We start from the raw sequence: 23502 nt of genomic DNA, 5'->3' as shown, positions 1-23502 counted from the left end.
GCTGATCTGAATTGTCCCGACCCCGTTTCCTTCGGGATCATTTGGTCGTTGCAATCTCGATCAGGGGTGCATAGTCGCTGAGGTCGACACTGCGAAAGCCACCACTGTGATAGCGCTCTATGGCGTCATAGGCTTCAGGGTCGCGTTTGTTCATTTCCTTCAAGGCCGTCACAAGATCGGCCTTTTCCTGTTTGGGCAGGTCATTGTGAATGGCATGCGGCCCTGCGGGGATTGCCGGAGAATGCCAGATGGAAACGAAATCCAGTCTCGCCCCATCGCTCGCCCCCTTGCCATCCTGTTCAACAAAGGAGGCAACCGCTCCCCTTCTGGAAAAGAGAAACTGATTATACCTGGTGCTCGACCAGACAAGAGCAGCGTCGACCACGCCGTCCCTAAGCAGTGTCAACGCCTCGGCCGGGTCGGATCTGGCAACAAGCGAAGACAGGTCACGATCCGGATTCAGGCCCGCTTTCTTCAACTCATTCAATGCCATGAAATAGGGCACAGCCCCGTTTTTCGATGACAGGGCCATGGTCCGCCCCGCCATGTCGGAAAGGCTCTTGATGCCGCTTTCTCCGCGCACCACCAACAGCATATAGGTGCCGTCCGGTGCTTCCTTTGAAACCGGTGCGACAATTGGCGTGAGACAGCCGCAAGATGCATAAGCCATGGCAAAAACACCTGCCGGATAGACCGAGTAATCGATCTGGTGACCGATATGGGCAGCCATCAGAGACCGCATCGTGTTGAAGGCTATGACTTCGACGGGGCGAGACAATGTTTCCTGAAGATAGGAACGGAACGGCTCGATCCGGGCCTGAAGATAAATGGTTCCCCGCTCGGCCACGAGCCCGATCCGCAGGGGTTTCCTGGGTTCGGACAAGTCGATGACATTTGCCGAATCCCCGTCATCAGCCGCCTCCGCAAGACCCGATGGCTCGCCATGTTCGGCTTCCTCGGCACTCTTGGGCATCGGCTGGGCAGTCGCCGCATTGTCCTCTGACGCGGCCGGTTGTTGCAAGGGAGCCGACTGCGCTGGAGATTGCAGCGGCTCAAGTGTCCGTCTCTCGACCGCCTCTTGAGCAAGGGCCGCACCGAGCATGCAAAAACCGAGACTGGCTGACAGCATGCTTTTCATCAGGCACCCGACCAACCGCTTCATGACATCTTGCCTTTTTGCAACCAGACCGCTTGAAGATTGATACCGCATTGACTAACGCTATCCCCCAGAAACAATTTTTTTCGAATCATATATAGGTCATCTTGCGATGCTATGTCATCATGATCAATCGCAAGCAGATGAAAGACGAAAAGAGAGCTTCCAATGACACAGAATCCAACAATTGTTGTTTTTGACATCGGCAATGTGTTGATCCGATGGGACATGCATTATCTTTATGAATCGTTTTTCGCTGACAGGGAGCAGAGTCAGGCATTTATCGACGAGACTGGCCTTCAGGACTGGAATCTGCAACAGGATTTGGGACGCGACTGGCGAGAAGCGGAAGATGATCTGATCGCCAAGTTCCCGCATTTTGAAAGGGAAATCCGTGCCTTTCGCGCCCGTTGGCATGATATGGTGCCCGGCGTTATTGCCGGCAGCGTACTGATCAAGGAACGACTTCAGGAAATGAATGTTCCGATTTATGCGATCACCAATTTCGCCGCCGACACCTTTGCAGAATGTCAGGAGCGCTTTCAGACCCTCAAGCAGTTCCGCGATATTGTTGTTTCGGGAACCGAGCAGGTGATCAAACCGGATGCAGGGATTTTCAACATTCTGCTGGAGCGGAACAATCTCTCGGCGAAGGATTGCCTCTTCGTGGATGACAGCCTTGCCAATATCGAGGGTGCGCGCAAGGTTGGGATGCACGCCCATCATTTCAAAAGCCCCTACCTGCTGGCGGAAGCCCTGCGCGGCTACGGGTTCGATCTCTAGGAAAGGGAGAGCCTTTTTGCCGGACCGGCAGAAGGGCTTCAGCTTCCCAAAATCAGTCGGCCGTGCTCCATCTTGAGAGTCTTCAGTTTGCGTAGAAAGCTCATGCCCATCAAGGTCTGATCGAGAGCGCCTTCAGGTGCGATCAACACATCGACATCGTGGACTTTGACCGAGCCTATGCGAATGGTTCGGACATGAGCGCGGGCATAATGCACGAGGCCGTTGGCGGTGCGCACTTTGGCAGTGTAATCGCTTTTTTGCGGGGCCAAGCCCAGACGACGCGCGTCTTTGTTGGTCAAAGACACAAGCGTTGCCCCGGAATCGATGAGAACCCGTATTTTCTTGTTGTTGAAAAAGGCACTGGCATAATAATGCCCTCCCCGCCCCGGCTTGAGCACCACGCGATGATACCCCGCGCTGCCGGAAGAAGAATCCGATGGCTCGCCGGCCGAAAGGATCTGGTCATCACTTGGGGAAAGTGCCCCGTCCTCGGTCTGCTCCATATAGCCATTTTTGACGAGCCAGTCGGTTGCAAGGCCCGGCAGTGTCACAAAGACAGCAATGGCAAGAAGGGCAAAAAGAACGATCCGCGCCATGGGAGACTTTCTCCAGATTTGAGCATCGAGCCCAAGATGCCAGAGATTTGCCTCCCAGAGGTTAAAACTCACAAGCGTCAAAGACGGTTTTTGCCTGCGCTGGTAAACAAGACCTGAAATAGCGCCCCGATCCTGTTTACCAAAAGGGACACAAGGCTATTTGGTGCCGTACATGCGGTCACCCGCATCGCCAAGACCGGGGAGAATGTAGTTTTTCTCATTCAGCTTCTTGTCGATTGCGGCGGTGATGACAGGGACGTCCGGGTGTGCCTTGGTGAAGGCCGCGATGCCCTCGGGCGCAGCCAGAAGCGAAACAAAGCGAATATTCTGTGCACCGCGCTCTTTCAGCTTGTTAATGGCCAGCACGGCAGAATTGGCGGTTGCCAGCATCGGGTCGACAGCAATGACCAGACGGTCTTCCATGTCGTCGGGTGCCTTGAAATAATATTCGACTGCTTCAAATGTGACAGGATCGCGATAAAGCCCGACATGAGCGACACGGGCGGCGGGCACCAGATCGAGCATGCCTTCAAGCAGGCCGTTGCCAGCACGCAGGATCGAGGCAAAGACCAGCTTCTTGCCTGCAAGGGTCGGCGCTCTCATTTCCATCAAGGGGGTTTCGATCCGCTTGGTGGTCATTTCCAGTTCGCGCGTTGCCTCATAGCAGAGCAGATGGGCGATTTCCCGCAGCAACTGGCGAAAAGACGCGGTAGACGTTGCTTTGTCCCGCATGATGGTAAGCTTGTGCTGGACAAGCGGATGATCGACGACAGTAACCTGCTGCATGGCCCGAATCCCTCGAAAGATTGTAAAATTTCGCTCGTTTTAGCCTATGCGGCATGAGAAGAGCAAGCAACTGGGTCCTTTGCAGGGTCGTTGATAAACGGTTTTTCCAACTCAGGCTTAATCAACTGGTCCCGTGCTGCCGTGAGAGCTCAGGCAAGGCGGCGAAGAAGTCCCGCTCTGGTTTCATCATCGATGAAGGCAGCCTCAAGCGAGCGGCGGGTGAATTGCTCCATCTCCTGACTGCTCCAGCCGGTTTGGGACTGGAAAAGATCATACTCCCTGCCAATCGAGCTTGCGAAAAAGGGAGGATCATCGGAGGAGATCGTTGTCTTCACCCCGGCTTGCATCAGGCTTTCAAGCGGATGCTCGGCAAGGGACGGATAGAGGCCAAGGGCGATGTTGGATTGCGGGCAGACCTCAAGCGTTATGTCTTCGTTCCGAAGGCGTTTGAGCAGATCGGGATCCTCGACAGATCGGACCCCGTGTCCGATGCGGGTGACCGGCAGGTGATCAAGCGCATCGATAACGCTTTGCGGTCCGCCGAACTCGCCTGCATGGGTGGTGCATTGAAGGCCGGCCTGATGGGCGATTGCGAAAGCTGGCGCAAAAGCCTGCTGGGAGAACAGGCGTTCATCGCCTCCCATGCCAAAGCCGGTAACGAGCGGATGCGGCTTTGCGGTGACCCGCTCGGCCACCTTGATCGCAGCTTCCGGCCCCATATGTCTGAGGCAGGTGACGATGAAGCGTGCCTCGATGGGAAAGCCATCGGCCAAGCTTCTTGTCCTGGCTCGTTGATAGCCCTCGCTCACCCCTTCCATGAGATTATCATAGCTCATGCCAAGCCGGGCGACATGATCAGGCGAGAGGAAGAATTCCGTATAGAAACAGCCCTCTGCGGCATTGCGCAGAAGATAGTCTTCGGTCAGATCCGCATAATCCTCCGGCGTACAGATGACGTCTGCAACCTGATCGTAGCATTCAAGGAAGTTGGTGAAATCGGACCAGATATAGCTGCCGTCCTTGCGCATGAAGGCGTCAAGATTCTTGCCATGGCGCGCCGCGAGCCGTGCCACCAGCTCTGGGTGGGCGGCGCCTTCAATATGAACATGCAATTCTGCTTTGAGGAGAGTTTGACCGGTCGGTTTCATCATGGTCCCTTGAAATTTCCAATTCGGCTGGATCTGTTGGCCCGTTTGAGATCAGAAGCCAGCTGACTGTCTTGTTTTCCACTGACAACGCCATGTGGGAAGGGGATAGCTCCGCTTGCATTGTACAAAGCGCCCACAGGGGTGTTTGGCGGTCAGCTTGTTCGCTTGCATGGCAAGCGCATTGGCCCGCGGCCAGAGTTGCCGTGCAGCCTCGTCCGGATTGGTGGGGCAGGCTTTCTCTCCCCCCGTCTCGGCCAGTGCCGGGGTGGAGAGAAGGAGCCAAAGACTGCAAAGGCCAGCGGCTCTGATGCCCTGTCTGTCCATCGTTTCGCGCCTCCGGCCTACAGCTTCAGAAAGCTCTTTCCATGCTCGCCCGGAGCAAGCCCCAGATGTTCGGCAACCGTTTCGCCAATGTCGGCAAAGGTGGAGCGCTGTCCGGCATAGCGGCCTTCGATGTCGGGGCCGAAAATCAGAACCGGAACCTGCTCTCTGGTGTGATCGGTGCCCTGCCATGTGGGATCACAACCATGATCGGCGGTCAGGATCACCATGTCGCCGGGCTTAAGCACCGCTTCCAGCTCGGGAATGCGGGCGTCGAAATATTCCAGCGCGGCGGCATAGCCGGGCACATCGCGCCGATGGCCATAATGCATGTCGAAATCGACCAGATTGGAGAAGACCAGATCGCCATCCCCTGCCTCGGAAATGGCCTTCAGGGTCACATCGAAAATCTCGGGGTTGCCCGTTGCCTTCCTTTTTTTCGTCACCCCTTGGGCGGCGAAAATATCGGAGATCTTGCCCACGGCGAACACCTCTCGCCCGGCAGCCTTGGCGCGATCCAGAAGAGTCGGTTCGGGTGGCAGGACCGAAAAATCGCGCCGGTTGCCGGTGCGCACGAAATCGGCTGGCGTCTCGCCGATGAAGGGGCGGGCAATGACACGGCCGATATTGTAGGGGGCTACGAGATCAAAGGCGATTTCGCAAATTTCATACAGGCGATCTAGGCCGAAATGCTCCTCATGGGCCGCGATCTGGAAGACAGAGTCTGCCGAGGTGTAGCAAATCGGCTTGCCGGTGCGGATATGCTCTTCGCCCAACTCGCTTATGATCACGGTGCCCGAGGCATGCTTGTCGCCAAGAATACCGGAAAGCCCGGCCTTTTCGATAAACATGCGCGTCAGCTCAGGCGGGAATGTCGGCTGCTCATCGGGGAAATAGCCCCAGTCGAAGGGAACCGGAACACCGGCAATTTCCCAGTGACCGGACGGGGTATCCTTGCCGATGGACATTTCGGAGGCGTTGGAGCAGATCCCTTCCGGGGCTCCGGCATAGTCAAGCCCTACGGGACGGGTGCCGGTCGCGCTTTTGGCAACCAGCCCCAGACCATAGCGGTCCATATTCGGCAGTTTCAGGGGGCCAGACCGCAAGCCCTCCTTGTCGCCAGCTCCCATGGCGCAAGCCTCGGCGATATGGCCAAGGGTGTCGGAGCCCTTGTCAGAAACCGGCTTGCCAAACTTGTCAGCGTCCGGCGCGTTGCCGATGCCGAAGGAATCAAGGACCAGAAGAAATGCGCGTGCCATGCGGCACCCCCTTTTTCTCGAAAAGAGCGGTCGGGATTTGCCCCGCCGCTCGACTGAATGATGTGACTGCCGGGCTCAGGGCTCGATGATGTCATAGATGCAGGGATGCTCCGCGGCTCCCTCACCAAGAGTGAAGGCGGCCTTGACCCTGACACTGGCCCTTGCAATCTCATCTTCGCTGTTGGCATAGACCCTCGCGAGCGGGCTGTTGGCATCTGCCTTTTTGCCCAGTCCCAACAGATGGTCAAAACCGACGGAATGATCAATCGGATCCGTCGCCCGCTGTCGCCCTCCGCCAAGTTCGACGACAGCAACGCCAATTTCCCGCGTGTCGATGCCGGTCACGATGCCGTCTTCATCGGCATAGATGTCGGCAACCATCGGAGCGAGCTTCAGATGACTGTCCATTTTCTCGACGAAATCGGACGGGCCGCCAAGGGCAGTGACCATTTCACCAAATTTCTCGGCAGCCTTGCCCGAGCGGAAGGCATCCTCGATTTTTGCCACTCCATCCTCGCGGCTCGAGACCAGATCGGTGATCAGCAGCATTTCCGCGCAGAGAGCAACCGTGATGTCCCAGAGGCGCGGATCGATGGCCTCACCGGTCAGAAACTGCACCGCATTTTTCATTTCGATCGCATTGCCTGCGGCACTCGCCAGCGGTTCATTCATGTCGGTGATGAGAGCAGAGGTCTTCACCCCGGCCCCATTGGCAACGGCCACGAGACTTTTGGCAAGCTTCACACTTTGCTCATGGCTTGGCATGAAGGCACCGGAGCCGGATTTGACATCAAGCACCAGTCCCTGCAAGCCAGCGGCAAGTTTCTTCGACAGGATCGATGCGGTGATGAGCGGAATGCTCTCGACCGTGGCAGTCACATCGCGGATGGCATAAAAGCGCTTGTCTGCCGGAGCCAAATCTGCCGTCTGACCGATCACGGCGCAGCCGACCTCACGGGTCACCTTTCTGAAAAGGTCATTGTCGGGTTGGGTAACATAGCCGGGTATGGAATCGAACTTGTCGAGCGTCCCGCCGGTATGGCCCAGGCCCCTGCCGGAAATCATCGGTACATAGGCGCCGCAAACGGCAAGCGCCGGGGCCAGCATCAGCGAAACATTGTCGCCAACGCCACCGGTCGAATGCTTGTCGACCACCGGCCCGGCCAGTTCGGACCAGTCAAGGGTCGATCCCGATTCCAGCATCGCCTTTGTAAGGGAGACCCGTTCATCCATGGTCATGTCCTTGAAAAAGACCGCCATGGCGAGCGCGGAAAGCTGTTCATTGGAAACATAGCCCCCGGCGATCCCGCCGATGAAAAACTGGATTTCCTCAGGGCTGAGGGTTCCGCCGTCCCGTTTCTTGCGGATAATTTCCTGTGGTAGCATCAATAACCCTCTTTTGCCTCGGCCTGTTGGCCCTCCATTGCGGCGAGCAACGCGTCAAGCACTCCGGAGGCGCCAAAACGGAAGCTTTCCGGGCTGGCCCACTCCGCACCCATATATTTCTCGGCAATGGCGAGATAGGTGCCTGCATCCTCAAGGGTCTTGACGCCGCCAGCGGGTTTGAAACCAACCGGGCTGTCGCTTTCGGCAATGACACTGAGCATGATGTCGGCCGCTTCGGGCGTGGCGTTGACAGCAACCTTGCCGGTTGAGGTCTTGATGAAATCAGCGCCCGCGTCGATTGCCATGATGGATGCCTGGCGGATAAGTTCAGGCTCTTTGAGTTCGCCCGTTTCAAGGATGGTCTTGAGCTTCGCAGGTGCAGGAATGGCGGCCTTGACCTTGGCAATCATGTTTTCAGCGAAGCCTTTGCGACCAGCCATAAAGGCCTTGTAGGAAATCACCAGATCAATTTCATCTGCTCCATCAGCCAAAGCGACGGTGGTTTCTGCCAAAACCGGCTCCAGATCCTCGCCCCCTTGCGGGAAATTGACGACGGTGGCGATTTTTATGCCGGTTCCGGCAAGGCACTCCTTGGCCTTTTTGACAAAGCGCGGCCAGACGCAAACGGCGGCGGTGTTGCCATAGGGGGTTTGAGCGCGTGCACACAGATCTTCAATCGCGGCATCATCGCAGATATCATTGAGATTGGTCAGATCGAGAAGCGAAATGGCCTTTCGGGCCAACTGTTGGGTTTCCATCTTATTCCCGTTATCAAAAAGGTTGCACACTCAAGAAGGCTCGAGGATCAAGAGGCCATGTCCTGCAAGTAGGCCTTGATCACCTTAATCAGCTTTTGGGCGCCAATGGGGCCGACCTGCTTGGTTTCCTCATGCGACAATTCAGAGCCGGTCATGCCCGCCCCATAATTGGTGATGGTGGAAATGGCGGCGACCCTGATCCCCATCCAGCGGGCAAGGATAACTTCGGGCACGGTCGACATGCCAACCGCATCAGCCCCCAGAATGCGCGCGGCCCGAATTTCGGCCGGGGTCTCGAAGTTTGGCCCTGAGAACCATGCATAGACACCGGATTTGAGCGTCACGCCAGCGCTGGCCGCAGCGCGGGTCAGGTCGGATCGCATCTGGGAATCATAAGCTTCAGTGAGGCCGACAAAGCGGTCGTCTGTTTCAATGCCGATAAGGGGGGAGCGTCCAGACCAGTTGATATGGTCGTCAATCAGCATCAGCTCCCCCGGTGCGACGTCATCGCGCAGTGATCCGGCGGCATTGGTCAGCAGGAATTGTTCACACCCCAGAGCCTTGAGCGTCGCAAGGGGCTGTTTCATGACGGTGGCATCGCCGCTTTCATAATAATGGGCACGTCCGGCAAGGATCGCGACCTTGACGCCATTGAGCGTACCGACGACCAGCTCAGAAGCGTGCGACGAAACCGAAGAAACGGGAAACCCTGGCAATTTCTGATAAGGAAAACGCTCAGCATCCTCCACTTCATCGGCCAGCGCACCAAGGCCGGAGCCAAGCACCATGCCCACTTTTACCGGGCCTTTCACCTTCTCCCGAACACGGTTGGCCGCGTCCTGGGCTAGACCTGTGATCGTCATGTCCCCTCTCCCTCCAAATTCGTTCATTCACGAGCGTCAATGCGCTCAGTACTATCCGTATCAATCCTTGTTTGACGGGCTTTTTCAACCGGAATCTAAAGATCCCTGTTTTCTTCCAGATCAAAGGCCGCAGGCAACAGATCCCCAAGCCTGAAGCTCTGGCGGATGCCGCCAAGATCCGCAGCATGGATGACCGTGTCAGCACTGCCGAATTCCTTCAGGCGCTGCCGACAGCCACCACATGGGGTGATCGGCGGGGTATGATCTGCAATTACCACCACCTCTTCAATCGACCGGCTTTCGATGGCATCGTCACTGGCCATGACCATCGCTGCGATGGCGGAGGTTTCCGCGCACCAGCCTTCCGGGTAGGACGCATTCTCGATATTGCAGCCGACATGGATACTGCCGCTTCGGGTGCGCAAGGCGACCCCGACGGGAAAGCGCGAATAGGGCACATGGGCCTTGTCCCGCGCCTTTGTTGCAAGATCGAGAAGGGCGAGACTTTGCCCGGTTACCTCAAGGGTCGGTTTGTTCATCACATGCTCCTGCCTCTGGCTCTAGCGTTCCTTGACATAAGGGGTGCCGCTGGCTTTTGGCGGAATGGACTTGCCGATGAAGCCTGCCAGCAGGATGACCGTCAGGATATAGGGCAAGGCCTGCATGGCCTGCACCGGCACCTGTCCGATGACGGGCAGAGACACCCCCTGCATGCGGATGGCCACTGCATCAAGAAAACCGAACAGGAAGCAGGCACCAAGCGCATTGACCGGCTTCCATTTGGCAAAGACAAGCGCGGCCAACGCAATATAGCCCTTGCCTGCGGTCATGTCTTTGGAGAAACCGGCGGATTGGGCAATCGAGAGATAGGCCCCAGCAAAGCCGCACAGGATACCGGTGATGATCACCGCGCGATAGCGCATCATGGCCACGGAAATACCGGCAGTATCAACCGCTCCGGGATTCTCGCCCACCGCCCGCAGGCGCAAGCCAAAACGGGTGCGGAACAGCACATACCATGTGATCGGCACAGCAATGAAGGAGGCATAGACCAGCAACGAGTGACCCGAAATGATATCGGCATAGACATCTCCCAGCACAGGGATATTTCTGGCTGCGTCAGCGAAGGGGAGCTGAATTTCGGTAAAGCGCGCCGTATTGGGCAATTGCGGGGTCTTGCCGCCACGGCTGAACCAGGCCTGCCCCAGAAGGGCGGTGAGGCCACTGGCAACGAAGTTGATCGCTACACCGGAGACAATCTGGTTGCCGCGCTGGGTAATCGAGGCATAGCCATGCACCAGCGCCAAAAAGATCGAAACAAGGATGGCTGCGCCAAGCCCGAGCCAGGCAGAGCCGGAAATGGCTGCGATGCATCCGGCAGCAAAGGCACCACCGAGCATCTTGCCTTCAAGGCCGATATCGACAACGCCCGAGCGTTCGGAATAGAGCCCTGCCAGACAGGCAAAGATCAGCGGAACGGATAGCCGAACGGCAGAGTCGGTCACGAGCATGAGTGTTTGCAAAAAGTCCATGATCCCTCTCCCTCAAGCGTCCTGAGTCGGCTCTTTCGAGCCGGATGATGTGAACAGTCGCACCAGTGCTGGCCGGAACATATGCTCCATTGCGCCAGCAAACAGAATGACCAGACCCTGAATGGAGACGATCATGTCGCGGGTGATCTTCGGCATTTCGAAGGCCAGCTCCGCACCACCCTGATAGAGCATGCCAAACAGGATCGAAGCCATGATGATGCCGACCGGATGAGAGCGGCCCATAAGGGCCACGGCGATGCCGACAAAGCCATAGCCGTTGACGAAATCGAGCAACAGCCTGTTCTGGGCTCCCATCACCTCGTTGAGTGCCATGAGGCCAGAAAGGCCACCGGAAATCATCATGGTGATGATGATGATGCGAGAGAGATTCATGCCCGCATAAACCGCTGCGTCAGCATTGGTGCCAAAGGTGCGAATGGCATAGCCAAGGCGTGTACGCCAGATCAGCAGCCAGACGAAAATGCAGGCGAGCAAGGCAACAACAAAGGACAGATTGAGCGGCGAGGATGCCATATCGATGCCGAACCAGCCAGCCACATCATGGATGAAGGGCAGACGGCCCGCTTCCAGAAAGGTGCGGCTTTCGGGCTGCATGGAGCCGGGTTGCTTGAAAACGCGCACCAGAAGGTAGGACATCAGGGCATAGGAGATGAAGTTGAACATGATCGTGGTAATCACGATGTGACTGCCACGTTTGGCCTGCAAATAGGCCGGAATGGCTGCCCAGGCCGCCCCGAACAAGGCTGCCCCCAGAAAGGCCAGAGGGAAGGTGACATACCAGGGCACGAAATGATCAAGGGCAAGACAGACAAGCGTGACGCCAAGGCCCCCGACATAGGCCTGCCCTTCTCCACCGATATTGAACAGACCCGCATGAGCGGCGACCGCAACGGCAAGGCCGGTGAATATGAAGTTGGTGGTGTAATAGAGCGTGAAGCCGATGCCTTCACTATAGCCAAGCGAGCCCTGTACCAGCCAATAGACGGCCTCGAGCGGATTTTCTCCGATCAGAAGAACGACAAGCCCGGAAACCAGAAGTGCGGCGCTGAGATTGAGAAGCGGGATCAATCCATAGTCGACCCAGCGAGGCAGTTTGCTATTTTGAGCACTCATTGTGCGCCTCCTGCGGTCTCGGTCTCACTTGATTGGGCGATTGTGTCGGTGCTGGATCCTTCGGCGATCCCGGCCATCATCAGCCCCAGTTCCTGCTCTGACGCTCCGGCGGGCTTTTCACCGACCACAGAGCCGTCAAACATCACCAGAATGCGGTCGGACAGAGAACGGATTTCATCAAGCTCAACGGATACCAATAGAACGGCCTTGCCTTCATCGCGCATGGCGATCAGGCGCTTGTGAATGAATTCAATCGCGCCGATGTCAACGCCGCGCGTGGGTTGGCCGACGAGCAGCAGATCCGGGTCGCGCTTCATTTCGCGCGCCAGCACGAGCTTTTGCTGGTTGCCACCGGAGAAATTGGCCGCCTTCAGGTTCGGATCGACCGGGCGCACGTCGAACTCCTCCATGAAATTCTGCGTTTCATCGAGGATGGCGGAGAGATCAAAGAACAGCCCTTCGCCATATTTCTTCTGGTCCTGATAGCCAAGGATCATGTTTTCCTTGGCGGGGAACTGGGTCACAAGGCCCGAGCGATGGCGATCTTCGGGCACATGGGCCATGCCGCGATGGCGCATGTCGAGCGCATCGGCCTTCTGGGTGACGTGAACCGGTTCGCCATTCAGGCTGATGCTTCCCGAGCGCGCGGTGATCATGCCCGCGATGGCTTCGAGCAACTCGCTCTGGCCGTTGCCGGACACCCCGGCGATGCCGACAATCTCGCCAGCCCGAACCGAGAAAGACACATTCTTGACCAGATCGACGCCGCGCTTGTCGCGCACGGTGAGATTTTCCACCTTGAGCACTTCGCGCCCCGGCTGGCTTTGCTGTTTCTCGACATTGAGAAGCACATGGCGGCCAACCATCATTTCGGCAAGCTGCTCCACGGTGGTCTCGGCGGTGTTGACCGTTCCGACCATTTCACCGCGGCGCATGACCGATACCTTGTCGGTAATGGCCATGATTTCGCGCAGCTTGTGCGTGATGAGCAGGATTGTTTTGCCCTGATCACGCAATTGACCGAGAATACGGAAAAGGTGATCGGCCTCGGCCGGTGTCAGCACGCCGGTCGGTTCGTCCAGAATGAGAATATCGGCACCGCGGAAGAGCGCCTTGAGGATCTCGACCCGCTGTTGCAAACCAACCGGGAGATCCTGAATGAGGGCATCGGGATCGATGCTCAGTTCATATTCGTCGGAGAGATATTTCAGCTCCTTGCGGGCGCGATCCATGCCGCCCTTCAGGGTCATGCCACCCTCGGCGCCAAGCACCACATTTTCAAGCACGGAAAAATTGTCGACCAGCATGAAATGCTGATGAACCATGCCGATGCCGACCGCGATGGCCTTTTGGCTGTCCGTGATCTGTTCGCGCTTGCCATTGACAAAAATCTGACCACCATCGGCCTGATAAAAGCCATAGACAATCGACATCAGGGTCGACTTGCCAGCACCATTCTCGCCGATAATTCCATGAATCGACCCTTTTGAAACGGTCAGATCAATATTCTTGTTGGCATAGACCGGACCGAAACGCTTTTCGATACCAACCAGCCGAATGGCAGGCACTTCGGCGCTCATTGACCCATCGGACCCTGTCGTTCCGTGGTCATCTTCGCCTTGCCCGCTCGTTTGCTCGTCCAAGTGCAATGTTTATTCCCCAATTATCAGCCCCTCCCGCCTATTCTTTGAAAACCAAGAAACCGGGACCCGCCTGATAGCGCACTGCGTTCAAGCGGTATGGGTGGGCATTTCTCTTATCAGACCTGTTCGCAGCTCTCGTGATTGCTATCCCTTTTCGTATTCTTCTATATCGGGATGCTGTTCTTCAGTCTGGATCAAATGGATCGACAATTCGTCATATGCATGAGCCCCGCCCTGCAAGAGCATGGACGGGGCACACGGTGTCTCAATTGTCCGCCTTATCAGAACGGGCAGCTGTTGTCGGCACGATAGTCGTGAACAACAATTTTGCCATCGATGATTTCGGAAGACGCTTTGGCGACGGCATCACGCATGTCAGCGGTGATCAGATCTTTGTTGTTGTCATCGTCAGCCCATGCAACGCCATCTTCGGCCAGGCCGAGATTGTAGATACCGGACGTCCACTTGTCGTCTGCGAGATCTTTGAAGGCATTGTAGACAGCGACGTCAACGCGTTTGACCATGGAGGTCAGAACGCTGCCCGGATGCAGGCCATTCTGGTTGGAGTCAACACCGATGCCCAGTTTGCCGGCATCGGCAGCAGCCTGAAGAACGCCAGCGCCCGAACCACCTGCTGCGTGATAAACAACGTCAGCACCGCGATCGATCTGGGATTTGGTCAATTCACCACCCTTCACAGGATCGTTCCAGGCAGCACCAGTGGTGCCGATCATGTTTTCAAAGATTTCGATGTCAGGATTGGCAGCTTTGGCACCTTCTTTGTAGCCGCAGGCAAAAGCGCGGATAAGCGGAATGTCCATACCGCCAACAAAACCGACCTTGCCGGTCTTGGACGCTTTGGCAGCAAGCAGGCCGACCAGGAAGGACCCTTCATGCTCTTTGAAATTGATCGAGCGAACGTTTGGAAGATCAACAACGCTGTCGACAATCGCAAATTTGGTTTCCGGGAATTCGGGGGCGACTTTCTTCAGAGCTTCCGCATGGGAAAAGCCGATCGCGATGATCGGATTGAAGCCTTTCTGAGCGAAGCGGCGCATGGCCTGTTCGCGCTGGGCATCATTCTGAATTTCGAAATCGCGATATGCAACGCCGGTGTCTTTCAGATATTTCTCAGCGCCAAAATAGGCAGACTGGTTGAAGGACTGGTCGTTTTTACCGCCAAGGTCATAAACAACGGCAGGCTTGATTTCAGCAGCAAGGGCTGGCGCAACAACCATCATGGTTGCAAGAGCGGCAGCACCAAAAAATTGACGCAACATGTTTAACCCCTTTAATTGGTGTGGTCTCGATTGCTCATCGACCGATGAAACGATCTGTTGTTCATTATGCTTTGTCAGTTCCAATAGCGAGCTCGTGGTTCAAGGGAGACGATTTGCCTTCCCTTTCCATCTGGCTTGCGACACGGATCTGAACGAAACATTGGCGACAGTCTTGCATGGTCTTGCTTTCATTGCAGCCAGAATTTTCAGTTTTCAATACCGAGAAGCGGTCAAAACTGAAGAATCGCCACAAAGAAGTGCAAAATCGGGATTTTGGTCCGGCCTGTTCGTTAAAAGAAAAACTGATCCTCGGCAAATCTGCGAAAAGTTGGAATAATTTTTCAAAACAATCGGCCCTGATTCTCAAAATGCTCTCATTTCAAGATCATTTGAAATCAAATTGCTACCATCTGAAAAGACAATGAGTCGTTGATAACTGGGCCCGAATGCGGTGCCTTGCCGAATCTTTTGAAAATCCGAAATGACGAAGCGTTATTTGCGCGGTTTGGCGCGTCGGGTCGCCTCGGCGCTGACAGGATCATCGGGCCAGACATGTTTGGGATACTGGCCGCGCATGTCGGCCTTCACATCCTTCCAGGAGCCACGCCAGAAGCCTGGCAGATCGCGTGTGACCTGAATGGGTCTGTGGGCTGGCGAAAGCAGATGCAACAGGAGCGGAACCTTGCCGCCCATGATGGAAGGATGGTGATCAAGGCCAAACAGTTCCTGCACACGAACGGCCAGCACCGGTCCGTTTTCGGCTCCATAATCGATAGGAATTTTCGAGCCAGTGGGAACTGTGTAATGGGTGGGCAGATCTGTCTCGAGCGCCTGAAGACGGTCATAGGGAATCCGGGCCTGAAGTGCTGCCTTGAGGTCTCCTGCGGACACCTCGGAAAGTGCGGTTTTGCCGGAGAGAAAAGGCTGCAACCAGGTCTCCATCGTTTCGAGCAAGGCGCTATCGGAGAAATCGGGCCAGCCCTCGTCTCTGGCGGCGATGAAGCGGATCCGGCCCCGCCAGCGCTCAAGCTCCTTGGAGAAGGGCAGGACACGCAAGCCTTCCTTGCGTATGGCATCAATGAGAGCCGTTTCAACGGCCTCCTGAGACGGCTGCTTGAGGCGTTTTTCGGCAAGGACAATCCGGCCAAGGCAGGTTTGCAGCTTTGCGGATACGGCCCCTGTCTGGCGCTCAAAGGTGATGGCCTCTCTCTCGGAGATGAGAGAAGCTAACTCATCCTCAAGGGTCTTGCGCGCGATGGGAGCAGCAAGGGTGATGCGGGCATTGGAGGCTGCGCCCTGAAGGTCGGCCACCACAAGAAAGCTTTCCACGACCAGAGGATCATCGGGGGGCAACACGCCTCCGCGACCAGAGGCAAGCAGATAACGCCCTTCCACACCTCGCCGCATGGCGATGCGGTCGGGATAGGCAAGCGCCAATATTCGCCCTGCCTGTTCGGGATCGATTGTCTGTCGCTGATCCCCAGTGACCCAGCGCTTTGACAATGCCTTGATGTCTTTGGCACGGGGCAATTTGCCGGTAACAAGATCCTGCAACAGTCGTCGCATGTCATTGTGGCGCAACCGGCCCCCTTCGGTCAGCAGAGCTGCCATCATGGCGGCCAGTGCTTCGACGTCCAACGCACGGGCCCTGACCAGCATATGGGCAAGACGCGGCGGCAGCGGCAAGACGGCCAGTGCCCGACCGTGATCGGTCAAGCCTCCCTTGTCATCAAGGGCATGAAAGGATTGCAGCAACTTGACCGCCTCGGCCCAACCGGCAGCCGGTGGCTCGTCGAGCCATTTGAGATTTGTGGGATCGCTCTCGCCCCAAAGCGCCAGATCCAGCACCAAACGGGACAGATCGGTCTGGAGGATTTCCGGTGGCTCGAATGCAGGCAAGGCTGCTGTCTGGCCCTTGTCCCACAGACGATAGCAAATGCCGGGTTCGGTTCGGCCCGCACGTCCCTGCCGCTGGTCGGCGCTGGCACGGGATACCCGAACGGTCTCAAGCCTCGCAATCCCCAGATTCGGCTCAAAGCGCGGACGCCTTACAAGGCCTGCATCTATGATGATGCGCACCCCATCGATGGTCAGCGAGGTCTCGGCAATGGACGTGGCGAGCACGATCTTGCGCTTGCCCTTTGGCGCGGGCGCAATCGCGCGATCCTGATCCTTGCCCTCAAGGGCGCCATAAAGGGGAGCAAGGATGATATCCTTGCCCAATCCTTTTGCAAGGCGTTCCTCGACCCGATGGATTTCGGCCTGTCCGGGCAGGAAGACAAGGACAGAGCCCTCTTCCCCGGACATTGCCTGATACACCGCGGCGGTCACCGCTTCCTCGAGCCGATCATGTGGTTTGCGCGGCAAATGGCGGGTCTCCACCGGGAAGGTGCGACCCATGCTCTCTATGACCGGAGCCTCATCAAGGATCGCTGCGACGCGGCCACCATCCAGCGTTGCCGACATGACCACAAGGCGCAAGTCCTCGCGCAAGGCGGCCTGTGCTTCCAGGGCGAAAGCCAGCGACATGTCGGCGTCCAGGCTGCGTTCGTGAAATTCGTCGAACAAAACAGCGACCACACCGTCCAGTCCGGGATCTTCGACGATCATCCGGGCAAAGACACCCTCGGTGACCACTTCGATGACGGTTTCCTTCGATATGCGGCTTTCCATGCGCACACGATAGCCCACCCGATTACCCACCGGCTCACCCAGAAGCTGAGCCATACGGCGGGCGGCAGCGCGAGCCGCAAGGCGGCGCGGCTCAAGCATGATGATGCGGCCCTTGCCTTCCGCTGCAAGACGCCATGGCTGGTCAAGCAAGGCGAGTGGCACGCACGTGGTCTTGCCCGCGCCGGGCGGTGCGATCAAAACGGCACGCGTGCCTTCCTCAAGCGCAGTGAGCAAGGCGGGCAGGGCTTCTCTGATGGGCAGATCGGGCAAGGGGGTAGCAGTTGTTGCAGTCATGCCCTGCCCCTACCCGCTTGGCGGCTCAAAGGCAAGGATTTTCATCCTACAAGCCGCAAGGGTCGAGCCGAATGATGCGCCCTCCGGCTGCTTCGGCATCCATTTCATCGTGGGTTACCAGTAGGGTTGGCAACCCTTTTTGACGTGCGCGGCCAAAGACATGGGAACGAATCTGGGCTCTCAAGTCAGCATCAAGCTTTGAAAAGGGTTCGTCCAGCAGCAGCGCTTTGGGCTCGCTCAGCAACACACGGGCAAGCGCCACCCTCGCCTTTTGACCGCCGGAAAGCGTTGCCGGATCACGGGCTTCAAAGCCGTCCATATTGATGTCCGCAAGCGCTCCGGCGATTGTCTGCGCTCTTTTTTGCCGCCCTTTGCAATCGGCAGACAGGCCAAAAGCCAGATTGCCAGCCACCGAAAGATGAGGAAACAGCAGCGGATCCTGAAACAGGATGCCCAGATGGCGCTGTTCCGGGGGCAAGGATGTAATATCCTTGCCATTGAGCAGAATTCTGCCTCCGGCCCTGAAGTCCGGGGCGAGAAAGCCGCACAGATAGGCGAGCAAGGAGGATTTTCCCGAGCCGGACGGCCCCATGATCGTCACGATCTCGCCCGGAGACACCGAGAGCGAGAGGTCGATCAGGGCATGGCCCGCAAGCTTGATGTTTATCTCCTCAAGCTGCAATCCCGCTTTGCTGGTGTCTGCCTCTGGCATTGTCTGTTTCCATTCCTGACGTTGCGTATGTTCAGCGGTTCGTGGGGGCCATGTCGCGGCGGTTCCTGAACAGGATGTGAGGCACGCCCACCGCCAGCAGGAACCCCAGAAATGGCAGTAGCATTTGCAGCATGGCATAGAGCCCGATGAGACGGCGATTGCCACCGGCGCTGAGGGAGACCGCCTCGGTGGTGATGGTCTCCCAGCGCCCTCCGCCCATGAGAATCGTCGCCAGATATTGCCCGATGGAAACCGCAAAGCCAATGGCCGCCGCCGTCAGGATCGGCCGCAGCAGCATGGGCAGACGGATCCTGAACAAAATACTCCATGGCCCGTGCCCAAGACTTGCGGCAATCCCGGCAAATCGCGGATCAAGCGCGCGCCAGGGGGCTCCGAGTGAGAGAAAAATATAGGGCAGCACAAAGACCAGATGGCTCAGCACCACCGACCAGAGGGAATAGGCAACATCCAGCGAGATCGCGATCAGTTGCAAGCCGAAAAGAAAGGCCACTTGCGGCACGATGAGCGGCCAATAGAGAATGGAAAGGCTGCGGCTTGCCGGGGTGCGGTGCGCGCGGCACTCGGTCTCAAGGCAGGCGATAGTGACAAGAAGACCGATGAGGGTCGAGAGCAGGCCAATCAACAAGGCATTGAGAAGCGGCTCGCTCAGCATCGAGGCGTGGCGCATCCAGTTCTGCAAGGTCAGAGTGACCGGCATGGCGTCCGGGAAGCACCAGAGCCCGGCAATGGACCATAACGCCAGACCCGCCAGTCCCGAAAGCATGATGACGACAGCAGCAATATTGAACAAGGCGCCAAGCCAGCGTATCACACCGTCTTTTTGAAAACGGCGGCCGGTGCCGATGGCATGGGCGATAAGGTGGCTCAGGATGCGTTCCGCCAACCACCAGAGCGCCAAGGCGGCAAGGGTTACGACCAGTTGCAGCAAGGCTCCGGCCGATGCAAGCAACCGCATGGAGAGGTCGGGATCACTCATCCAGCGGACAAGCTGCACCGCCAGCGTCGGCGGGTTGGTCGGCCCCAATATGAGCGCCACATCGACAACCGAGGAAGCATAGGCGATGGTGGCAAAAACGGGCAACCGGATCTGGCGATAAAGTCTTGGCCAGACAGCATAGAGCCATGAGGCAACCTTGCCATATCCAAGGGTCCGGGCAGCCGTTGCCATCTTGCCAGCTTCTATTTGCGGCAAGGCCGCAAGAGAGACCAGCAACAGGAATGGCATTTCCTTGATCGTCAGCCCGATGATCATGGCAAGGCCAAAGGGATCATGAGGAAAAAGCCAATCCGGCGGGCGGCTCCAGCCAGTGAGATCCGGCGATATCATCCTGACCAGCCAGCCAGAGGGGGCGAACAGAAAGGCAAACCCCAAAGCAGTGGCCGCATGGGGGATGGACAGAAGCGGAGAAATCAACTGCTGCATTGAGCGAAGCAGGCGAGTATCCGACCAGCCAGCCAGCAGGCCAATGGTCAGCAGCACTGCAAGGCATGTGGCGATCAGCCCACTTGCAAGACTGAGCGCAAGCGAGCGCAAAAGACCGGGGGTCACAAACAGATCAGAAAATGGCGCAAGGGTCAGTCTCTCCTGCCCCAGAACCGGCATCCAGCCAAAGGCAGGCAGCAACACACCCAATAACCCGGCCAGAATGGGGCCGAGCATGAGCAAAAGAGCCAGAAGCGGGGCAGGACGAAAGAGCAAAGAGCCCTTTTCTGTATTTGTCATGGGCATGCGCGCCAGAAGCAGACAGTGATAATGCAACCCTACTGAACGCCGTATCGTGTCGTCCAGTCTTTCTCAAGCCGTTCCATCCATGAGGCATGTGGCTCGGGCAGGCTCGGGCCAATCTCGTCAGGCTTCAGAGTTGCAACTCCGAGATCAAGCCCATCGAAGCGTGCCTTGTCAGCTTCGTCAAGACTGTCAAGGTCGAGAACGGTCGGATCCCCCCAAATGGCAGGATCCTGCTTGCGGGCCTGCGCTTCGGGCGAAAGGAGGAAATCGGCGAGCACCAACGCACCTTCCCTGGCATTGGCATTGAAGGGAATGGCCACGAAATGGCTATTGCCAATGGTCCCCATCTCAAAACTGAAGGAACGCACCGTATCAGGTAGCTCCTGATTGGCGATGGCTGCGGAAGCATCAGACGGATTGAAGGTAAAGGCGATTTCGGTTTCGCCATCAGCTAGCAGGTTTTTCAGGCTGGAGACATTATCGGGAAAGGCCTTGGCCTTGCGCCAGAGATACGGGTGCAAGGCGTCGAGATAGGCAAACAGCTTGTCCGCCACTTGCTTGTAACGTTCATCCGTGGCAGGCTTTGCCAACAAGGACGGATCAGGGGCCAGTTCCAACGCCACCTGTTTGAGGAAGGTCGAGCCGAGAAAATCGGGCGGCTTGGGATAGGCAAAACGTCCGGGATGCGTCTTGGCCCAGTCAAGCAGCTCCGTGGCGGATCGGGGCAAATCGCTGGTAATGGCACTATCATAATAAAAGGACAATTGCGCCATGCCCCATGGGCTTTCAAGCCCATCGGTCGGGACCGTGAAGTCGGTTGTCAGCGTGGGTTTGCCTGCAATATCGGCAAAGCGATAATTGGGCAGATCGGGCGCCCAGCTCATGGGCAGGAGCAAGCCCTTTTCCTTGAGAGACGCGAAATTTTCACCGTTGATCCAGACCAGATCAACCGAGCCGCCAGTTTGCTTGCCCGCCGCCTTTTCCGCAATGATCTGGGAGACCACATTGGCGGTATCACTCACCTTGACATGCTTGAGCGTGATGCCGTGACGTCTGGAAAGCTCCTTGCCAGCCCAGTCGATATAGGCGTTGATGCGCTCTCCACCGCCCCAGGCGTGGAAATAGACGGTTTGTCCCCTGGCCTTTTCAAGCACGGACGGCCAGTCCCTGACATCCAGTTCACCGGACATGGCCACTGCGGGCAAGGCGAGCCCGGCAACAAGGCCAGACAGAGCGAGACGCATCAGATTTGTGGCTCTTGACGGTTTCTTTTTGCGGCCGTTGTCTGCTTTCCGTCTCATAGGCATGACGCTTCCTTCTTGTGGTTTTTGGAACATGATCGGTTTTTTACGGGCTCTTTGTTTCAGCTCTTTGCTTACACGGTCAATTCACAACTGGTTGAGCATTGGCACATGTCTGTTCACATCATCGAGAATGACAGGAGTATGCTGTCGATCATGGAAAAGGAAAGGCTCCGCAGCCATTCCAAGGATACGGAGCCTTTCCAATGTCTTGTCACGCGCGTTCAGAGCATCCTAGTCTTCGGCTGCCCCTGCATCTCCCGCCTGAAGCTGGGCATAGTTTTCCTTGCCAAGCGTATCAAACAGGTTCAGCTGGGTTTCCAGATAATCGATGTGGCCTTCTTCGTCCGCCATCAATTCCTCGAACAATTTCATGCTGATATAGTCGCCAGCCTCGTGGCAGACATCGCGGCCTTCCTTGTAGAGGGCGCGGGCGTCCTGTTCGCCTTCTAGGTCGCTTTGCAGGATTTCCCTGATGCCCTGGCCGATCTTCAACGGGTCAAGATGCTGAAGATTTGGATGTCCTTCGAGGAACAGGATGCGCTCGATGAACTTGTCCGCATGCTGCATTTCCTCAATGGATTCAGCGCGCCATTTGGCGGCCATTTTGGAAAAGCCCCAATCATCGAGCAAACGATAATGCAGCCAATACTGGTTGACTGCGGTCAGTTCACTGCGCAGACCCTTGTTGAGATATTCAATGACTTTCTCGTTACCCTTCATGATAATCCTCTTCAATGAGATTTGGTGAAGCGATGTTGAATCTGCCGAAACTCGGAGATCCTGGTCCTTCCCACATGGCGATGATTTGATCGAATCCCGAAACTCGGGACTGATCCGCCACCAATTAAATTAGAACGATTCTAAATTAAGTACAGATGATAAATACGTCAAGGCCAACCGGAAAAGATTGTTAGATTTAACATGAAATGGGCGACTGAACCATCCGATATAATCAGGAAAACCCCGGACAGCTGTTGGGGGACCCATGAAATTTGCGCTCGCGCACCCTTTCCATTTCATCGCGTTCGGCGACGGCGACATCGTAACCGTTCTTCAGCAGAGTGGCCTCGATCAAGGGTCGGCAACATCCGCATTTTGCTCGGCATCCCCGCCCCCGGTAGATCTGGTTGGACCGGATTGGCTTGTCCGGACTTTCTTCAGCGAGCGTTTCTGCAATCTCCAAGATTTCCTTGTCCGTGATTTTGTTGCAGTGACAGATGATCATGAAATGCGGGCGTCCTCTGGTTGCTTCAGCCATTGTTGAGTTCATATCTCATATATATAGTCGGTCTGCCATTGGCAAATAGGCAACGGCACCATATCTTCATAAAAACAGCTCAAGCGATGGATGATCCGATGCGTAAAACACTTCTGCTGACCGGTGCGAGCCGTGGTATTGGCCATGCAACCGTCAAACGCTTTTCAGAAGCCGGATGGAGGGTGCTCAGTTGCTCGCGGCAGGCTTTTTCGGGTCGTTGCCCATGGCCGATGGGAGGCGAGAACCATATTCAGGTGGATCTCTCCAACCCGGAAACCATTGATACGGCCATCGCTGTGGTCAAACAGCGACTCGCAGAACATGGAGGACAGCTCCATGCTCTGGTCAACAATGCCGCCATCAGTCCCAAAAACGAAGAAGGTCAACGCCTTGACAGCGTCCATACGCCGCTTGAGCTGTGGCAACAGGTTTTTGCGGTCAACTTCTTTGCACCGATCATGCTGGCGCGGGGCCTGTTTGATGAACTCAAGGCGGCTCAGGGGTCCATCGTCAATGTGACGTCCATCGCGGGCATGCGCGTGCACCCGTTTGCTGGCTCAGCCTATGCAACATCCAAGGCAGCGCTCGCGGCGTTGACGCGGGAAATGGCTGCGGATTTCGGGCCCTATGGCATTCGGGTGAATGCTATTGCTCCGGGAGAGATCGATACATCCATTCTTTCGCCAGGAACGGAAAAGATCGTTGAAACCATCCCCTTGCACAGGCTCGGCCAACCTTCCGAGGTGGCCGATACCATCCACTATCTGTGCTCGGATGCCAGTTCCTACGTCTCGGGCTCGGAGATCCATATCAATGGCGGACAGCATGTCTGATTGGCTCCGCCTCTGGAGCTGATGCCTACGGAC

22 protein-coding genes are annotated in these 23502 nt (G+C 56.7%); 2 read left to right on the top strand and 20 right to left on the bottom strand.

Annotated features, from left to right (window positions below):
• Positions 1 to 37 precede the first annotated feature (37 nt).
• Positions 38 to 1162, bottom strand: coding sequence for a PhnD/SsuA/transferrin family substrate-binding protein (locus ACHZB8_RS03905; protein ID WP_316858822.1), 1125 nt, complete (start codon positions 1160 to 1162; stop codon positions 38 to 40).
• A gap of 162 nt (positions 1163 to 1324) precedes the next feature.
• Between ACHZB8_RS03905 and ACHZB8_RS03900 the strand changes: the two genes are divergently transcribed.
• Positions 1325 to 1939, top strand: coding sequence for an HAD family phosphatase (locus ACHZB8_RS03900; protein ID WP_316858821.1), 615 nt, complete (start codon positions 1325 to 1327; stop codon positions 1937 to 1939).
• Between the two features lie 38 nt (positions 1940 to 1977).
• Here the strand turns inward: ACHZB8_RS03900 and ACHZB8_RS03895 are convergent, their stop codons facing one another.
• From ACHZB8_RS03895 to ACHZB8_RS03805, 19 genes are all read right to left on the bottom strand, one after another.
• On the bottom strand, positions 1978 to 2535 hold the full coding sequence (locus ACHZB8_RS03895; RefSeq protein ID WP_316858820.1) for a TIGR02281 family clan AA aspartic protease: 558 nt from the start codon (positions 2533 to 2535) through the stop codon (positions 1978 to 1980).
• 156 nt (positions 2536 to 2691) lie between these two features.
• Entirely contained in the window at positions 2692 to 3321 is a 630-nt protein-coding gene (gene upp / locus ACHZB8_RS03890) for a uracil phosphoribosyltransferase (RefSeq protein ID WP_316858819.1), read from the bottom strand.
• 149 nt (positions 3322 to 3470) lie between these two features.
• A complete protein-coding gene (locus ACHZB8_RS03885; protein ID WP_394706081.1) occupies positions 3471 to 4472 on the bottom strand; it encodes an adenosine deaminase in 1002 nt (333 codons plus the stop codon).
• Between the two features lie 48 nt (positions 4473 to 4520).
• A complete protein-coding gene (locus ACHZB8_RS03880; RefSeq protein ID WP_316858818.1) occupies positions 4521 to 4793 on the bottom strand; it encodes a hypothetical protein in 273 nt (90 codons plus the stop codon).
• Positions 4794 to 4810: 17 nt separating this feature from the next.
• A complete protein-coding gene (locus ACHZB8_RS03875) occupies positions 4811 to 6049 on the bottom strand; it encodes a phosphopentomutase (RefSeq protein ID WP_316858816.1) in 1239 nt (412 codons plus the stop codon).
• Between the two features lie 75 nt (positions 6050 to 6124).
• The gene (gene deoA, locus ACHZB8_RS03870) at positions 6125 to 7435 is read right to left on the bottom strand and encodes a thymidine phosphorylase (protein ID WP_316858815.1); all 1311 of its coding nucleotides are present in this window, start codon (positions 7433 to 7435) and stop codon (positions 6125 to 6127) included.
• A complete protein-coding gene (gene deoC, locus ACHZB8_RS03865) occupies positions 7435 to 8193 on the bottom strand; it encodes a deoxyribose-phosphate aldolase (protein ID WP_316858814.1) in 759 nt (252 codons plus the stop codon). The genes deoA and deoC overlap by 1 nt, the downstream gene beginning before the upstream one ends.
• Positions 8194 to 8240: 47 nt before the next feature.
• Positions 8241 to 9050 carry a purine-nucleoside phosphorylase gene (locus tag ACHZB8_RS03860; RefSeq protein ID WP_316859191.1) on the bottom strand — a complete coding sequence of 270 codons (810 nt, stop codon included), beginning with the start codon at positions 9048 to 9050 and terminating at the stop codon, positions 8241 to 8243.
• 101 nt (positions 9051 to 9151) lie between these two features.
• Complete coding sequence (gene cdd / locus ACHZB8_RS03855; RefSeq protein ID WP_316858812.1) at positions 9152 to 9595, bottom strand: cytidine deaminase; 444 nt, start codon at positions 9593 to 9595, stop codon at positions 9152 to 9154.
• Between the two features lie 21 nt (positions 9596 to 9616).
• Complete coding sequence (locus ACHZB8_RS03850; RefSeq protein ID WP_316858811.1) at positions 9617 to 10588, bottom strand: ABC transporter permease; 972 nt, start codon at positions 10586 to 10588, stop codon at positions 9617 to 9619.
• Positions 10589 to 10600: 12 nt separating this feature from the next.
• Complete coding sequence (locus tag ACHZB8_RS03845) at positions 10601 to 11722, bottom strand: ABC transporter permease (RefSeq protein ID WP_316858809.1); 1122 nt, start codon at positions 11720 to 11722, stop codon at positions 10601 to 10603.
• On the bottom strand, positions 11719 to 13302 hold the full coding sequence (locus tag ACHZB8_RS03840; protein WP_316859190.1) for an ABC transporter ATP-binding protein: 1584 nt from the start codon (positions 13300 to 13302) through the stop codon (positions 11719 to 11721). Before ACHZB8_RS03840 ends, ACHZB8_RS03845 begins: the two co-directional genes overlap by 4 nt.
• A gap of 344 nt (positions 13303 to 13646) precedes the next feature.
• Positions 13647 to 14645, bottom strand: coding sequence for a BMP family ABC transporter substrate-binding protein (locus ACHZB8_RS03835; RefSeq protein WP_316858808.1), 999 nt, complete (start codon positions 14643 to 14645; stop codon positions 13647 to 13649).
• Positions 14646 to 15137: 492 nt separating this feature from the next.
• Positions 15138 to 17612 (bottom strand): ATP-dependent helicase HrpB, encoded by a 2475-nt coding sequence (gene hrpB / locus ACHZB8_RS03830; RefSeq protein ID WP_316858807.1) that lies wholly within the window; start codon positions 17610 to 17612, stop codon positions 15138 to 15140.
• Between the two features lie 46 nt (positions 17613 to 17658).
• Complete coding sequence (locus tag ACHZB8_RS03825; RefSeq protein WP_316858805.1) at positions 17659 to 18324, bottom strand: ATP-binding cassette domain-containing protein; 666 nt, start codon at positions 18322 to 18324, stop codon at positions 17659 to 17661.
• A 31-nt stretch (positions 18325 to 18355) separates the two neighbouring features.
• Positions 18356 to 20068, bottom strand: coding sequence for an ABC transporter permease subunit (locus ACHZB8_RS03820; protein ID WP_316858803.1), 1713 nt, complete (start codon positions 20066 to 20068; stop codon positions 18356 to 18358).
• Between the two features lie 38 nt (positions 20069 to 20106).
• Positions 20107 to 21318 (bottom strand): ABC transporter substrate-binding protein, encoded by a 1212-nt coding sequence (locus ACHZB8_RS03815; protein ID WP_394706116.1) that lies wholly within the window; start codon positions 21316 to 21318, stop codon positions 20107 to 20109.
• Positions 21319 to 21609: 291 nt separating this feature from the next.
• Positions 21610 to 22098, bottom strand: coding sequence for a bacterioferritin (bfr, locus tag ACHZB8_RS03810; RefSeq protein WP_316858800.1), 489 nt, complete (start codon positions 22096 to 22098; stop codon positions 21610 to 21612).
• A gap of 232 nt (positions 22099 to 22330) precedes the next feature.
• Positions 22331 to 22636 carry a hypothetical protein gene (locus ACHZB8_RS03805; protein ID WP_316858799.1) on the bottom strand — a complete coding sequence of 102 codons (306 nt, stop codon included), beginning with the start codon at positions 22634 to 22636 and terminating at the stop codon, positions 22331 to 22333.
• An 86-nt stretch (positions 22637 to 22722) separates the two neighbouring features.
• Between ACHZB8_RS03805 and ACHZB8_RS03800 the strand changes: the two genes are divergently transcribed.
• Complete coding sequence (locus tag ACHZB8_RS03800; protein ID WP_394706080.1) at positions 22723 to 23469, top strand: SDR family NAD(P)-dependent oxidoreductase; 747 nt, start codon at positions 22723 to 22725, stop codon at positions 23467 to 23469.
• Positions 23470 to 23502 lie beyond the last annotated feature (33 nt).

The organism is uncultured Cohaesibacter sp. (assembly GCF_963556055.3).
In the GTDB taxonomy this organism is placed as follows: Bacteria; Pseudomonadota; Alphaproteobacteria; order Rhizobiales; family Cohaesibacteraceae; genus Cohaesibacter.
This window is presented reverse-complemented; position numbering and strand designations above follow the sequence as displayed.